This is a genomic window from Tessaracoccus caeni (genome assembly GCF_029211185.1).
GTDB classification, from domain to species: domain Bacteria; phylum Actinomycetota; class Actinomycetes; order Propionibacteriales; family Propionibacteriaceae; genus Arachnia; species Arachnia caeni.
This window is the reverse complement of sequence record NZ_JARGDO010000027.1, coordinates 1-14,102: the sequence shown is the minus strand read 5'-3', so window position 1 is coordinate 14,102 and position 14,102 is coordinate 1. Positions and strand designations below refer to the sequence as shown.

At 66.6% G+C, this 14,102-nt stretch carries 14 protein-coding genes; 7 read left to right on the top strand and 7 right to left on the bottom strand.

The window, feature by feature from the left end; genetic code table 11:
• Positions 1-79 precede the first annotated feature (79 nt).
• Genes P0D62_RS17690 through P0D62_RS17680 form a run of 3 tightly spaced genes read right to left on the bottom strand, consistent with a single transcriptional unit; the run spans position 80 to position 3,322 of the window.
• Entirely contained in the window at positions 80-1,402 is a 1,323-nt protein-coding gene (locus P0D62_RS17690; RefSeq protein ID WP_275703862.1) for an ABC transporter substrate-binding protein, read from the bottom strand.
• A 50-nt stretch (positions 1,403-1,452) separates the two neighbouring features.
• Entirely contained in the window at positions 1,453-2,379 is a 927-nt protein-coding gene (locus tag P0D62_RS17685; RefSeq protein WP_275703861.1) for a carbohydrate ABC transporter permease, read from the bottom strand.
• A 13-nt stretch (positions 2,380-2,392) separates the two neighbouring features.
• Entirely contained in the window at positions 2,393-3,322 is a 930-nt protein-coding gene (locus P0D62_RS17680; RefSeq protein ID WP_275703860.1) for a carbohydrate ABC transporter permease, read from the bottom strand.
• A gap of 253 nt (positions 3,323-3,575) precedes the next feature.
• Between P0D62_RS17680 and P0D62_RS17675 the strand changes: the two genes are divergently transcribed.
• Together P0D62_RS17675 and P0D62_RS17670 are read left to right on the top strand one after the other, a co-directional pair.
• On the top strand, positions 3,576-4,787 hold the full coding sequence (locus tag P0D62_RS17675; RefSeq protein WP_275703859.1) for a Gfo/Idh/MocA family protein: 1,212 nt from the start codon (positions 3,576-3,578) through the stop codon (positions 4,785-4,787).
• A gap of 28 nt (positions 4,788-4,815) precedes the next feature.
• Positions 4,816-5,829, top strand: coding sequence for a LacI family DNA-binding transcriptional regulator (locus P0D62_RS17670; RefSeq protein ID WP_275703858.1), 1,014 nt, complete (start codon positions 4,816-4,818; stop codon positions 5,827-5,829).
• 12 nt (positions 5,830-5,841) lie between these two features.
• Here the strand turns inward: P0D62_RS17670 and P0D62_RS17665 are convergent, their stop codons facing one another.
• Both P0D62_RS17665 and P0D62_RS17660 read right to left on the bottom strand, forming a co-directional pair.
• Positions 5,842-7,989 carry an alpha-galactosidase gene (locus tag P0D62_RS17665; RefSeq protein WP_275703857.1) on the bottom strand — a complete coding sequence of 716 codons (2,148 nt, stop codon included), beginning with the start codon at positions 7,987-7,989 and terminating at the stop codon, positions 5,842-5,844.
• Between the two features lie 85 nt (positions 7,990-8,074).
• The gene (locus P0D62_RS17660; protein WP_275703856.1) at positions 8,075-8,353 is read right to left on the bottom strand and encodes an antibiotic biosynthesis monooxygenase; all 279 of its coding nucleotides are present in this window, start codon (positions 8,351-8,353) and stop codon (positions 8,075-8,077) included.
• A gap of 65 nt (positions 8,354-8,418) precedes the next feature.
• On the opposite strand from P0D62_RS17660, the gene P0D62_RS17655 reads away from it, so the two are divergent.
• The 4 genes from P0D62_RS17655 to P0D62_RS17640 are packed head-to-tail and all read left to right on the top strand — an operon-like array spanning position 8,419 to position 11,497.
• Complete coding sequence (locus P0D62_RS17655) at positions 8,419-9,348, top strand: metal ABC transporter substrate-binding protein (RefSeq protein ID WP_275703855.1); 930 nt, start codon at positions 8,419-8,421, stop codon at positions 9,346-9,348.
• Entirely contained in the window at positions 9,335-10,105 is a 771-nt protein-coding gene (locus P0D62_RS17650; RefSeq protein WP_275703854.1) for a metal ABC transporter ATP-binding protein, read from the top strand. The genes P0D62_RS17655 and P0D62_RS17650 overlap by 14 nt, the downstream gene beginning before the upstream one ends.
• The gene (locus P0D62_RS17645) at positions 10,102-11,088 is read left to right on the top strand and encodes a metal ABC transporter permease (RefSeq protein ID WP_319947020.1); all 987 of its coding nucleotides are present in this window, start codon (positions 10,102-10,104) and stop codon (positions 11,086-11,088) included. The genes P0D62_RS17650 and P0D62_RS17645 overlap by 4 nt, the downstream gene beginning before the upstream one ends.
• Positions 11,075-11,497 carry a Fur family transcriptional regulator gene (locus P0D62_RS17640; RefSeq protein ID WP_275703853.1) on the top strand — a complete coding sequence of 141 codons (423 nt, stop codon included), beginning with the start codon at positions 11,075-11,077 and terminating at the stop codon, positions 11,495-11,497. Before P0D62_RS17645 ends, P0D62_RS17640 begins: the two co-directional genes overlap by 14 nt.
• Before the next feature lie 374 nt (positions 11,498-11,871).
• Here the strand turns inward: P0D62_RS17640 and recO are convergent, their stop codons facing one another.
• Positions 11,872-12,594 (bottom strand): DNA repair protein RecO, encoded by a 723-nt coding sequence (recO, locus tag P0D62_RS17635; RefSeq protein ID WP_275703852.1) that lies wholly within the window; start codon positions 12,592-12,594, stop codon positions 11,872-11,874.
• 47 nt (positions 12,595-12,641) lie between these two features.
• Here recO and P0D62_RS17630 point away from each other — a divergent pair, with 47 nt between their 5' ends.
• Positions 12,642-13,406, top strand: coding sequence for an isoprenyl transferase (locus tag P0D62_RS17630; RefSeq protein WP_275703851.1), 765 nt, complete (start codon positions 12,642-12,644; stop codon positions 13,404-13,406).
• Between the two features lie 86 nt (positions 13,407-13,492).
• On the opposite strand, the gene P0D62_RS17625 is transcribed toward P0D62_RS17630, so the two are convergent.
• A complete protein-coding gene (locus P0D62_RS17625) occupies positions 13,493-13,933 on the bottom strand; it encodes a hypothetical protein (RefSeq protein ID WP_275703850.1) in 441 nt (146 codons plus the stop codon).
• Positions 13,934-14,102 lie beyond the last annotated feature (169 nt).

Here is a 14,102-nt window from a genome sequence, read left to right as displayed (position 1 = left end):
ACCCGCAACACAAAAGGCACGGGGCCGGTAAGTTCCCTTACCGGCCCCGGGCCTCTTGTTCTGCCTACAGGCTACGAACTCACTTGAAGAGCGCGTTGACCTGCTCGTTGGCCGCGGTGAGCGAATCGGCCGGGGTGCCGCTGAGGACGGCGTCCATGGCCGGCTTCATGATGCCCTCGATCTTGGCCGCGTTGTCGCCGATCGGGAACAGGAACGTGGTGCCCTGCTCGACGTGCTGCGTGAACGGCGTGGTGTCGATGCCCTTGGCGGAGAACGCCTCGGACGCCTTGTCGGTGCCGCTCTGAATGGCCGGGAAGACCACGCCCATCGAGCCCACGACGTCCTGGCAGGCCGGCGACGCGAGGTAGTCGACCCACTTGGCCGCGTTCTCCGCGTTCTTGGTGCCCACCCAGATGGAGTCGGCGAGACCGTTGAACATGGAGGCGCGTCCTTCCGGACCCTCCGGGGTCGGCGCCAGGCCGACCTCGACGCCGTCGTAGCCGAAGTAGGTGTTCAGCATCCACGAGCCGCTGGCGTTGATGGCGGCCTTTCCGGCGCCGAAGCTGTCGTTCATCGACGCGCCGACGGTGGTCTCGAGCTTGGGCATGTAGCCCTTGTCGATCAGACCCGCCCACCATGCGATGGACTCCTGGAAACGCGGATCGTCGAAGTTGTACTTGGTGCCCCAGGGGTTGGTGTCGGTGTGACGCCAGCCGGTGGTGGCGACGAACCAGCTCCACTCGATCTGGCCGGTGCCGGCACCGGAGTTGTTCAGGCCCAGGCCGAAGGTCTCGACGTTGTTCTTGTCGAAGCCGGGCTCGTCGCCGCGCTTGCCGTTCTTGTCGACGGTGAGCTTGGCGATGACCTGCTCGAAGGTGCCGCCGTCCTGGGGATTCCAGGTGAGGCTCGCCATCTGCTCTTCGGTGACGCCGGCCTCAGCCGCCATCGCCTTGTTGTAGAACAGCGCGATGGTGTCCCAGTCCTTGGGCAGGCCGTAACGCTTGCCATCCGGCCCGACCCACAGGTCGGCGAGGCCCTCCTGGAAGGAGGCCATGTCGACGTTGGCCTCGCTGATCTCCAGCAGCTGCTCGGTCTTGACGAAGTCGGGGTACTTGGCCAGGTGATCCGTGAAGACATCGGCCATCTCGCCCGAGGCCATGCCGTTGGTCACCTTGCTCCAGTAGTCGTCCCAGCCGGTCTGGGTGATCTTGACGCTCAAGCCCTCGTTGGCCTTGGCGAAGTCGTCGGCGCACTGCTGGTAGGCGGGCAGCTGGTTGGCGTCCCAGAGCCAGTAGCTGATCTCGCCGCTGGCTGCTCCGTTGCTGCCTTCGCCGCCACCGCAGGCGGTGAGGGCCAGCGCTGCTGCGCCCAATGCGGCGGTGATCCGCAGGGTCTTTCTCATCGGGTTTCCTTTCGTGGAAGTGTGTTGTCGTAGACGGGTTGAGGGAGGGATTACTTGGTGCCGTTGAAGCCGATGGAGTTGACGATCCGCTTGCCGAAGAAGAAGAACAGGATCAACACCGGGGTGGCCGACACCAGGGTCGCGGCCATCAGGCCCGACCAGTCAGGTGCGCCCTGAGGCGAGGAGGCCTTGAAGACGCCCAGGCCGACGGTGAGCACGCGGGTGTTCTCGTTGGACACCAGCAGGGGCCAGAAGTACTCGTTCCACTGCTGCATGAAGGTCAGCAGCGCCAGGGTCGCCAAGGGCGCGGATGCCTGGGGAAGCACGATCTGGAAGAAGATGCGCCACTGGCGGGCACCGTCGAGCATGGCAGCCTCTTCCACCTCTCGCGACATGCTCAGGAAGAACTGGCGCATGAAGAAGATGGCGAAGGGGGTCATGAAGATGTACGGCAGCATCATGCCGAGATGGGTGCCGAGCAGGCCCAGGCTGCGGACCAACAGGAAGTTGGGCAGCGCGGTGAAGATCGGCGGCACCAGCACGGTGGCGAGGAACAGCCCGAACACCTTGTCGCGATGCTTCCACTGCAGGCGGGAGAACGCGTACGCCGCCATCGAGCTGAAGAACACAGCCCCTGCGGTGGTGACCGTGGCGAAGATGATCGAGTTGAGCATGAACGACCAGAAGTTGATCGACGCGCCCGAACCGCCTTCGGCGATCGCCTCGGCTGCTGTTTGCAGGCCGAAGACGCGCTTGTAGGCGCCGAGGTTGAAGTCGGCCGGCAGCAGGTTGGCCGAGTTCGAGGCCAGCGCACCGTTGGTGGACAACGAGGTGCGCAGAACCCAGTAGAACGGGGCGAGGCTGATGAAGATGAACAGGATCAGGATGGCCCACGCGACGATGCGTCCGGGAGTCCATTTCTTGCGGGGCTTGTCGTCCACGGCGGACTGAGTGGGTGCGGTTGCTGTTGCGCTCATAGTTCCTGCCTCCTCACGCCAGGTCCGACTCGTTGCCACGCAGGAACTTCATCTGCAGGAAGGCGACGATGCCGAGGATGATGAACAAGACCATGGCCAGCGCTGAACCGTAGCCGAACTCCTGCTCGTTGAATGCCTTCTGATAGATGTAGTACTGCATCACGCGGCTGGCGTTGACGGGGCCACCCTGGGTGGTCACGGCAACGGTGTCGAACACCTGGAACGAACCGGTGACGGTGAGCACCAGCACCAGGGCGAGCACCGGACGCAGCAGCGGCACGGTGACGCGGGTGAAGGTCTGGAACGGCTTGGCGCCGTCGATGGCCGCAGCCTCGTAGACCGTCGCCGGAATGCCCTGCAGGCCCGCGAAGATCAGCAGCGCGGTGTATCCCATGTGCCGCCAGGTGTTGATGAGAGCCTGCGTGGGGATGGCCCAGGTCTCCGAACCGAAGAAGGCCACGCGCGGGAGGCCGATCGACTCGATGAAGTAGTTCACGATGCCGATCTGGTAGTCGAGCAGCCAGAACCACAGCAACGCGGCGATCACATTCGCCATCAGGTAGGGCATCAGCAGCGTGCCGCGGATGAAGGTGGACTTGGCGATGCTGTTCATCAACAGGGCCAGACCCAGCGCGACCGCGGTCTGGAGGATGATGTTGATGAGCACGTATTGCAGCGTCACCCAGATCGCGTTGTGGAACAGCGGATCCTTGATCAGAGCCTGGTAGTTCTCCGTACCCACCCAGGTGGGCGAGCCGAGGATGCTGTACTCCGTGAAGCTGAGGTAGAAACCTCTCGCGGTGGGCACGATGTAGAACGCGATGAGACCGATGGTGGCTGGAAGGATGAACATCAAGGCGACCTTGACGTCCGACCTGCCCTTCCGGAACACCGGTTCCTCGGATTGAGTCGCCGCACCTGCGGCGGCGGGATTCACACTCACAGACACACTCCTTTGTTGTGCTTGTTTCTGTGCGGCAGGTTACACGAGTCACTGCGCACAGAACAAGGTTCTCACGCGAAACCGTCGACAAACCCGGGTGACCGCACGGAGGCTCTGCATTATGCCTAGACAGATGGGTATTGGTCGCGCGGACCGGCGAAACCGTGACCGAATCGTTATCTCCCGGAGGGCACCGCGAGAGTCTTTCAACACCTGTTGACTCGTGTCACTACAAGATGTCAAACTCGTGACCATGTCCTCCAACGCACAGTTCTCCCTCGGCATCGTCGGTGCCGGACAGTTCTCCGGCCAGTTCGCCAAGCTCTTCAAGGCTCACCCGGGCGTCTCGTCGGTTCACATCACCGACCTGCTGCCCGAGCGCGCCGAAGCGACGTGTGAGCAGTACCACCTGGACGGCACCTACCCCAGCTTCGAAGCCATGCTCGCGAGCGACCTCGACGCGGTGGCCATCTTCACCCAGCGTTGGACCCACGGCCCCCTCGTCCTGCAGGCCCTCGACGCCGGCAAGCACGTCTACTCCGCCGTGCCGATGGCCATCTCCATCGAGGAGATCGAGGCCATCATCGCCAAGGTGCGCGAGACCGGGCTCACCTACATGATGGGCGAGACCAGCCACTACAACCCGGCCACGATCTTCGCTCGCAACAAGGTTGCCGAGGGCGCCTTCGGTCGCATCTTCTACGCCGAGGGCGACTACGTCCACGACATGGACCTGGGCTTCTACGCGGCGTACCAGTTCTCGGGCGGCGAGAACTGGAAGTCCACCGCCAGCTACCCGCCCATGCTGTACCCGACGCACTCCGTCGGCGGCGTGCTGGGCGCCATCGGCGGCCACGCTGTCAGCGTCAGCTGCATCGGCGTCCGCGACGAGCGCGGCGACGGCGTGTTCGACCGCGAGGTCAGCATGTTCGACAACGACTTCTCGAACGCGACGGCGCTGTTCGAGCTGGCCGGCGGCGGCTCCTTCCGGATCAACGAGTTCCGCCGCGTCGGCTACCCGTCGCACATCCGCGAGAGCCGGTTCCGCTACTTCGGCACCGAGGCCAGCTTCGAGGAGACCGTCGACTACGCGGTCTGGCAGACCAAGGACACCGTCACCCACGTGACCGAGCAGATCGAGACCAAGCCCACCATGAGCCTCGACGATCCGTCGCTGGAGGGCATCGACCCCGCTCTGCGCGACGCCTTCGTCTCCGGGCTGGCCCCCGTCCACGATCCCAGCCGCCTCCCCGAAGCGTTGCGCAAGCTGCCGAGCGGCCACGAGGGCAGCCACCAGTTCCTGGTGGACGACTTCGTGGTGGCCGTCAACAGCGGAACGATTCCGCCGGTCAGCGCCTGGCAGGCCGCGCGCTACACCGTGCCGGGCATCGTCGCTCACCAGTCGGCGCTGCGAGGCGGCGAACGGCTCCCGGTGCCCGATTTCGGCGACGCCCCCAGCAACTAATTCATCGGTTCGGGATAGGCTGGCGCGCGTGTCCAAGCGAGCGCCAGCCAAACCCGTCGCCACGCGCAACGACGTCGCCCGGCTCGCCAAAGTCAGCCCGGCGGTCGTCAGCTATGTGGTGAACCGTTCCAAGTCCGTCTCCCCCGAGACGGAGGAACGGGTGCGCAAGGCCATCGAGATGCTGGGCTACCGGCCCAACTCCACCGCACGATCCCTGCGCCTCGGGTCCACCGAGACCCTCGGCATGGTGGTGCCGGACACCACAAACCCCTACTTCGCGGCACTGGCCCACGAGGTCGAGTTGGTGGCCAGGGAACGCGGCTACGACCTGCTCGTGTCCAACACCGGAGGCTCCACCGCGATGGAGCGCCACCACGTCGAGCGCTACTCGATGCGTCGCGTGGACGGCGTCCTCCTGTGCAGCACCACGTCGGAGCCCGACGCCCGCGCGCTCGATCTGGTGGACATCCCCTTGGTGCTGCTCAACCACTTCGGCACCGGCACCGGGGTTCCGTCCGTCGGAGTGAATCTGTACCACGGTGCCCAGCTGGCGGTGGAGCACCTGGCCTCGCATGGCCATCGACGGATCGGGATGGTGGCCGGCGTCACCTCCGACGGACGGCAGGACGCGCGCAAGGACGGGTGGTTCGACGCGGTCCGAGCCCTCGGATTGGAACATGGACCCTGCCTGACGATGCCCTTCAACACCGAGGGCGGCTACGAGGCGGGCAAGCTCCTCGCTTCGTCGGAGCTGCCGTCCGCCATCTTCGCCAGTTCGGACCGACAGGCCATCGGGCTCGTGCACGCCTTCCACGAGGCCGGCGTCGCGATGCCGGAAGACGTCGCCGTCATCGGATTCGACGGCAGCAACGAGTGCGCCTACACCTGGCCGCCGTTGACGACGGTGGCCCAGCCCATCTCAGAGATGGCGAAGGCCGCCGTCGCCAAGCTCCTGGACGGCACGCCGGGCGCGATGCACCAGCTCCTCGAAGCGAAGCTGGTCATCCGTCGCTCCTGCGGCTGCTCACCGCACCTGGCCTAGCATTCGCTACGGCTAGCCGATCTTCTCGAGCTCGAACAGCACCGCCGTCGACGGCTGGGTGTAGGGCGCGCGCAGCCCGACGGTGGCGAGTTGCGCTCCGGTGGCCACCAGCGGCTGCTTGGTCCACTGCGAGTGGTGCTTCGCCGGCAGGTGCTGGCGGTCGATCACCGTCACGCGGTAACGCGCATCGGGATCGAGGCCCGGGAACCGAAGACGCCCGAGGCTCACGCAGTTGGTCACCTTGAGCATCGACAGCGAGAAGATGGCCTTATCCGCTGCGACGACGCCCTTGAAGTAGACCTCTGGGTCGGCGAGATCGACGCGAACCAGGGCTCCGGTGCAGATGGTCTCCCGGTTCTGCTTGTACCAGCGGATCCACCAGCCCAGCTGCTCGAACTCCTCGTCGGTGGCCTTGGTCAGATCCCACTCGATGCCGAAGTGCCCGAAGACGGCGGTCGCGGCACGGAAGTTGAGGTCGTGCCAGCGCGCGGTGGTATGCGAACGCCCCGAAGCCACGTGGCTGCCCATCAACTCCATGGGGAGCAGCTGCCCGGTCCACCACAGCATCCGCTGGCGTTCCTCGGAGTCGATGTTGTCCGAGACCCACACGCGCTCGGCGCGCTCCATCACCTCGAGATCGATGCGACCGCCACCGGAGGCGCACGACTCCCATTCCATGTGGGGGAAGCGTGCGCGCAGTTCGTCGAGCAGCCGGTAGAACGCCTTGGTCTGCTCGGAGACCGCCGGCCTGCCCGTCGGTGCGGTGCCGGAGTCGATCAGATCGCGGTTGTGGTCCCACTTGATGTAGTCGATGCGGTTGTCGGCGAACACGGCGCTCAGCTGGTCCAGCACATGCTGGTAGGCACCCGGAATCGTGAGGTTGAGCACCTGCTGCCGGCGCTGCGAGATGGGCATCCGCCCGCCGCCGGGCTGCATGACCCACTCCGGGTGGGCGCGGGCGACGTCGGAGTCGAGATTGACCATCTCGGGCTCAATCCACAGTCCAAACTGCATGCCGAGCCCGCGCACGTGCTCGATCAGCGGAGTCAGGCCGTTCGGCCACATCTCGTCGCTGACCACCCAGTCGCCCAGGCCCGCGTCGTCACTGCGACGGGCCCCGAACCAGCCGTCGTCGAGGACGAACCGCTCGACGCCCAGCGCCGCGGCGCGGTCGGCCAGGTCCGTGAGCCGATCGAGCCGGTGATCGAAGTAGACGGCCTCCCAGACGTTCAACGTCACTGGACGCGCGGTCTCGGGGTGCACCGGCAGCGCACGCAGATGGCGATGGAAGCGCGACGCCTGCTGATCGAGGCCGACGGCGTAGTTGAAGTAGACCCAGGGCGTGGCGTAGGACTGCCCCGTCGCCAGGTCGCCCTCGCCGGGCAGCAGCAGCTCGCCGCCGCCGATGACGTTGGCGCCGATGTAGTCGCGCTGAGCCTGATGGATGTGATGCCCGCTGTGCGCGGTGTGGACGCCCCACACCTCGCCGTCGCGGTAGCCGAAGCCGGCGGTGCCGAGGCTCAGCACATAGGCCGAGTTGGCGCCGGTGCGCCCGAAGCGCGACTCGCGGCGATGGGCCCCTTGGTTGAGGACGCCACGCTGAGCGGCGCGCTCGTTGCCCCAGCGTCCCCCGAAGTCCAGGATCTCGCGGGCCTCGCTGGGCACCGGCAGGCTCACCGTCAGCTCGGTGACCCGATAGGTGCTCTCGCCCAGGTTGGTCACCTGGGCCTTCGCGCGGACGAGGCCGGTGGGCAACAGCTCGACGACGAGGCTCAGGGCAAGTGCGGACGCGGGCGCTTCTGCCCGGTACTCGACGACGGCCGGCCCGGACTGCGTGAGTCCGTCGGTGACGGCCACGCCGTCGATCGTCACGCCGCTCAGACGCCAATCGGGACTCCAGTCCGCCCCATCGCGCGAACCGATCAGGCCCGGCGTGCCGGACCATCCGAATCGAGCCTCCGGAACGACGCCGAGGATCAGTCCGTGGTCGGGGCCGTTCGGCGCCTGCACCCAGCGATCCCCCTCGATCAGGGCGGTGGCCTCGTCGTCGCTCAGCGCTCCGAGATCGGCACCCCAATGGAGCACCCACGGCAGACCGCCGTCCTCCGTGACCAGCACCAGCGCAACGTCATCGGCACGCAGACAAATGCGGGTATCCATCGGCTCTTCGTTCCTCCCTCGTGGCGGCTATCGCAGGGGGCAGAAGGGCCCTTCCGCGGCCGCGGTTACACGTGTAACTACGAGCCTAGCGGAGATCGTCGGGCGCGAGATAGGCACTCGGCTCATCGACGGCGAGCAGCAGCACTTCGGTCAGGATCATCTTGGCCTCGTAGCCCTGAAACGAACGGCGATAGGAACCAACGCAGTCCCATTCGGAGATGATCGCCCAGAGGTCGGGATCATCGAGGTTCTGCACCAGATTCGCCCTGAGGTTGCCCGAACAGGTCCTCCAGAAGTCGACGACGCGGCCCGCACGTTGCTCGAAGTCAGCCCCCGGATCCCGAAATCTCGTGATGGCCAGCACGCGTCCTCCTGAATATCCCGATTGTCGGTTTGACTCCCGTCGCCGCACTATTGACAATGGTTCTCATGACTTTGCGGCGTGCCCTGGCGACCTTGCTCCTGCCCACCCTACTCGCGACGACGGCCTGCTCCGAGCAGGCCGACGACGGTCCTCGCGTGGTCGCCGCGTTCTATGCCCTGGAGTACGCCGCTACCCAGGTGGCCGGGGACCACCTCGCCGTCGAGTCGCTGACCATTCCAGGCGTGGATGCCCATGACCTGGAGCTCAGCCCGCAGCAGATCGCGTCGCTGGCCGACGCCGATCTGGTGATCTATCTGAAGGGCTTCCAGCCCGCGGTCGACGAGGCGATCACCCAGTCCGGCGCCACCAACGTGCTGGATGTCACCGAGTTCGCCCATCTCGTCCCGGCCGAGGAGCATGGCGACCACGCTCACGAAGAGGGCGAAGACGGCGACGATCACGACCACGATCACGGCGAGCTGGATCCGCATTTCTGGCTCGACCCCACCCGGGTGGCCGCCGTCGGCCAGGCGATCGCCGACAATCTGCCGGGGTCCGAGGCCGAGAAGGCCGACTTCCACGCCAATGCGGCGAACCTCGCCACCCAGATGGACCAGATCGACGGCGACTACGAGAACGGCCTAGCCCACTGCGAGCGCACCGCCTTCATCACGTCGCACAAGGCCTTCGGCTATCTCGCCGATCGCTATGGGCTCGAGGAGATCGGCATCAACGGCATCAATCCCGAGGCCGAGGCCTCTCCCGCGCGGATCGCCGACGTGCACCGCCTGGCCGCGGAACACGACGTCACCACGATCTTCTTCGAGGTTCTCGCCTCCCCTGCGCTGGCCGAATCCATCGCCGGCGACCTCGGCCTGAAGACCGGCGTGCTCGATCCCATCGAGGGCCTCTCCGACCAGTCACCGGGGAAGGACTACCCTTCGATCATGGAAGCAAACCTCGCCGCGTTGAAGGCAGCCAATGGGTGTCAGTGACCTCGGCTCGACGGTGCCGGCCGTCGAGGCCGACGACGTCTACGTCTCGCTCGACGGCATGCCCGTGCTCCGCGGGATCAGCCTCTCCGTGTATCGCGGGGAGGCCGTGGCCATTCTCGGGGGCAACGGTTCCGGGAAGACGACGCTCATCCGCTCGCTGCTCGGCCTGGTGCCGCACACCGCCGGTTCGATCCGGCTGTTCGGCACCGAGCAGTCGCAGTTCCGCGACCACTGGCGCATCGGCTATGTGCCGCAGTACTCCGCGATCGGCGTGCCGTCCGCCACAGTACGCGAGATCGTGACGGCCGGCCGCCTCGCACACACCAAGCCCTTTCTGTGGCCCACCAAGGCCGATCGGGCGAAGGTCGCCGACGCGCTGGAGCTGGTGGGCCTCTCCGACCGGGCCGGCTGGCCCTTCGGAACCCTCTCGGGTGGCCAGAAGCAGCGCGTGCTGATCGCACGAGCCCTGGCCACGGGACCGGAGCTGCTGGTGATGGACGAGCCGCTGGCCGGCGTCGACCTGCATTCGCAGACCGGGCTCGCCGCGTTGCTGCAGGGCCTCGTCGACGACGGCCTGGGCGTGCTGGCCGTACTGCACGAGCTGGGCCCCATGCGCGACGTGCTCGACCGCTCCATCACGCTCTGCGACGGCCGAGTGGTGGTCGACGAAGAGCACGGCACCGCCGATTGCGACCCCGCGCCTCCCCGACCGCACCAGATCGGGCTCGAGGATCCGATCGCGGAGGCGATCCGATGATCGACGTGCTCTCGTTGCCGTTCATGCAGCGCGCCCTGATCGCCGCGCTGCTCAGCGGGCTGATCGCGCCGGCCATCGGCGTCCACATCGTCAACCGCCGGATGAGCCTGCTCGGCGACGGGCTGGGTCACGTCGCCATCATGGGCGTCGGCCTGGCGATGCTCACCAACACCGCTCCCCTACCGATGGCCGTGCTGGTCTGCGTGGTGGGTGCGGTGGGCGTCGAGCTGTTGCGCCAGACCGGCAAGGCCTCCGGCGACCTCGCCCTGGCGATCCTGTTCTACGGCGGCCTGGCGGCCGGCGTCATGATGGCCGGCATCGCGGGTCAGGGCGCGGCCGGACTGTCGGCCTTCCTGTTCGGCTCGCTGACGTCGATCAGCACGTCGGATCTCTGGCTGATCGCGGGGCTGGCGATCGTCGTGCTCGCCCTCACCATCGGCCTGGCGCCCCGGCTGTTCGCGATCTCCGCCGACGAGGACCACGCCCGGGTGCAGGGAATCCGGGTCCGCGCGCTGAACATCCTGGTGGTGGTGCTGGCGGCGGTGACCGTGACGGTGTCCATGCGCACCGTCGGGTTGCTGCTGATCAGCGCCTTGATGGTCATCCCTGTGGCAACGGCTCAGCAGGCCTTCGTCGGATTCCGCGCCACTTTCTTCGGCGCCATGGGGATCGGCGCCGTCGCCGCGCTGACCGGCACCGTCGGATCCTTCTACCTGGACACCGCCACCGGAGCGACGATCGTGGTCGTCTCGATCCTGCTGCTCGGGTTGGCCTGGGCCTTCGGCAGGCAGCTTCGACGGGTGGATCGTTTCATCCCGTACGTGCCGGATCACGGTCACGCCGACGCCCACGTCGAGGCGCATCCCGCGCTCCAGGACGATGAGCACCAGCATCAGCGCGTCATCCAGCACGGCGACCACCTAGACTACGTGCATCACGGGCATCGCCACGCCAAGCACGGGGACCACTATGACGAGCACTGACACCAGCGCCGAGCCGCGCTCTCCGCGGCCTGCCACCAGGAAGACCTGGCAGCGGGCCGCCATTCGCGAGCAGCTGGACAGCACCCAGGAGTTCCGCACCGCCCAGCAGGTGCACGAGGCCCTGGCGAAGGACGGCGCCCGCGTCGGCCTGGCCACCGTCTATCGCGCGCTGCAGACCATGGCCGAGTCCGGCGAGGTGGACACGCTGCGCAACCACGACGGCGAGATGGTCTACCGCGCCTGTTCCACCGGCCACCATCACCACCTGGTGTGCTCCGAGTGCGGCTACGCCGTCGAGATCGCCGCCACCGTCGTCGAGAGCTGGGCCTCCGAGGTCGGAAGCCAACACGGCTTCACAAAGGTCGGCCACGAGGTGGAGCTATACGGCCTCTGCGCCAACTGCGCCTGACCCTCCGACGCTCTCCGAGCCGCAAGGACGACCAACCCAACCACGCTCTTTGAGGTGCGAGGCCGCCCGCGGCCGAGCCTCGAAAAGAGCGCGACTGTGTCTGAGGACTCGTGGTCAGGTTCCGGCGGTCACGTCCGTCGTGTTGTGAATGGGGTGCGAGGCCACCCCAACCCCCGCTCCCCGAGGCGGAACCCCACCCCACGCTCCCCGAGGCGGAACCCCACCCCACGCTCTTTGAGGTGCGAGGCCGTTCGCGGCCGAGCCTCGAAAAGACCCCACGTAAGAATCCGCAGGAACCCGGCCACCAATCCCGACGCACGGTCGCACTCTCCTCGAGGCTCCGCTGCGCTCCCCACCTCGAAGAGCGCGATGGCTTAACGCTCGAAGTACGGCAGCGAGCGCAGGGCTCGGTCGAGGTGCCAGGTGGCGTAAGCCACCACCATGCCGTCGACGCGGGCGGCCACGCCTGGCTCGGCCTGTACCGCAACCGGCCAGTCCCCCGCCAGCAACGCCCCGAGATGTTCGCGCTCCGACGAGCCCAGCTGCGCGCTGCCGGCGGTTCGGCAGTTCGGGCACACCCCGCCGCCCCCCTGCGGCGAGAACCAGCGCACGTCATAGCTCCCACAGCCCGCACACTCGCCCGTGGACACCGCATAGCCGGCGATCGCCAAGGCCCGCACCAGATACGAGTTCACCACCAGCGACGCTTCCAGACGACGCGACTGCAGCGCCAGCAATGCTCCCAGCAGCAACCGATACTGCTGCAGCGCGGGCGTATGCTCCTCCACCACCAGCCGGTCCGCCGTCTCGACGAGAACCTCCGCGGCGGTGAAGGCCCGGTAGTCCTCCCCCAGCCGACTGGAGTGCAGGCTCTCTACCTGGGCGATCACCTCGAGCGAGCCGCGCCCGGTGGCCAGCTGCACGTCGATGTGGTTGAACGGCTCCACCCGGCTGCCGAACTTGCTGGTGGCCCGGCGCACGCCCTTGGCGACGGCGCGGATCTTACCGTTCTCCCTGGTGAGCAGGGTGATGATCCGGTCCGCCTCGCCAAGCTGATGGGTGCGCAGCACGACGGCGTGATCGCGATAGGTGGGCACGCGAACAGTCTAAGCTCCCCCGCCCACGCGCAGGGTAGCCTGAGGCCGTGCCTCAACCACGACGTCGACCCACCCCGCATCCCAGCGGCGCCACGCCGCCGAAGATCCCGGCCAAAGCGCTGCCTCGGCACGTCGCCATCGTGATGGATGGCAACGGTCGCTGGGCCAAGCAGCGCGGGCTCAAACGCACCGAGGGACACGCCCGGGGCGAGGCGTCGCTGCTGGATGTCATCCACGGCGCGGTCGAGCTGGGCATCCCGTATCTGTCGGCCTATGCGTTCTCCACCGAGAACTGGAAGCGCTCCCCCGACGAGGTGCGCTGGCTGATGGGCTTCAATCGCGACGTGATCCACCGTCGCCGCGACGAGCTCAACGATCTGGGCGTGCGGATCCGCTGGGCCGGCCGGCGCCCACGTCTCTGGGGTTCCGTGATCAAGGAGCTCGAGGTGGCCGAGGAGATGAGCAAGCACAACGACACGCTCACCCTCCAGTTCTGCGTGAACTACGGCGGGCGGGCGGAGATCGTCGACGCGGCCCGCGAGATCGCGCGCCTGGCACAGCAGGGCAAGCTCGACCCCGAACGCCTCACCGAGGCTCGCTTCGCACGCTTCCTCGACGAGCCAGACATCCCCGACGTCGACCTGTTCCTGCGCAGTTCCGGCGAGCAGCGCACGTCCAACTTCCTGCTGTGGCAGTCGGCCTACGCCGAGTTCATCTTCCTGGACCGGCTCTGGCCCGATTTCGACCGTCGCGATCTCTGGGCCGCCGTCGAACAATACGCGACGCGCGAACGCCGCTTCGGCACCGCCTGACCACGCGACGAGCAGGGTGATACGACCCTGGCCTACACCGCCGTCAACGGCGTACTCTGCTGCCTTTTGTGCTTGCCCGCACTCCGCTACGCGAAGATGATCGGCCCTACTCCCGCCCTTCCTGAGAAGGCGACCTGCACAGTGCCGGTGCCCGTGAAGCCGGTCAAATCAACGCGCAGCGTCAAAATGACGTGAAAGGCATCGGGCTCCAGGAAGTACATCTCGTAGCCGTCCATCTTCACCTCGAGGTCATCGAAATGGAACGTGATCATGTCGTCGGTAATATCGTTCGGCAGTGACCCAAAGTCCCCATCCCAATCCCATGAGACGTCGAACGAAGCCGCTTTCGAGTCGAAGTATTGGACCACTGCCTGAACGCCGGTCAAAAGGCCCGAGGAGGTGCTCGCAGCAGCCAACGGCGCTGCAGCCGCGATCACTATTACCGGCGCCGACCAGGTGGCCGCCTTGATGACGCTACGACGACCAATACCGGACGCCGGCACATTGAAATTCTGCTCCGTAGCCATGTCTGGGGGTCTCCTCTATTCAGCATCGGGGGGAGACAAACTGGCTCTTCATACCTGCGGTGGGTCGAGGGTGAGTCCTCCGCCGATGAGGAGCATGCGTAGTCGGTAGTTCTCGCGGTTGCGGAAGCCGCGGGCGATGCGGCGGTGGAGCTCGATCAAGCCGTTGATG

Coding starts and splice junctions, on each gene's coding strand:
- P0D62_RS17690 (WP_275703862.1), bottom strand. CDS start 1,402: ATGAGAAAGACCCTGCGGATCACCGCCGCATTGGGCGCAGCAGCGCTG.
- P0D62_RS17685 (WP_275703861.1), bottom strand. CDS start 2,379: ATGAGCGCAACAGCAACCGCACCCACTCAGTCCGCCGTGGACGACAAG.
- P0D62_RS17675 (WP_275703859.1), top strand. CDS start 3,576: ATGTCCTCCAACGCACAGTTCTCCCTCGGCATCGTCGGTGCCGGACAG.
- P0D62_RS17665 (WP_275703857.1), bottom strand. CDS start 7,989: ATGGATACCCGCATTTGTCTGCGTGCCGATGACGTTGCGCTGGTGCTG.
- P0D62_RS17655 (WP_275703855.1), top strand. CDS start 8,419: ATGACTTTGCGGCGTGCCCTGGCGACCTTGCTCCTGCCCACCCTACTC.
- P0D62_RS17650 (WP_275703854.1), top strand. CDS start 9,335: ATGGGTGTCAGTGACCTCGGCTCGACGGTGCCGGCCGTCGAGGCCGAC.
- P0D62_RS17645 (WP_319947020.1), top strand. CDS start 10,102: ATGATCGACGTGCTCTCGTTGCCGTTCATGCAGCGCGCCCTGATCGCC.
- P0D62_RS17640 (WP_275703853.1), top strand. CDS start 11,075: ATGACGAGCACTGACACCAGCGCCGAGCCGCGCTCTCCGCGGCCTGCC.
- P0D62_RS17625 (WP_275703850.1), bottom strand. CDS start 13,933: ATGGCTACGGAGCAGAATTTCAATGTGCCGGCGTCCGGTATTGGTCGT.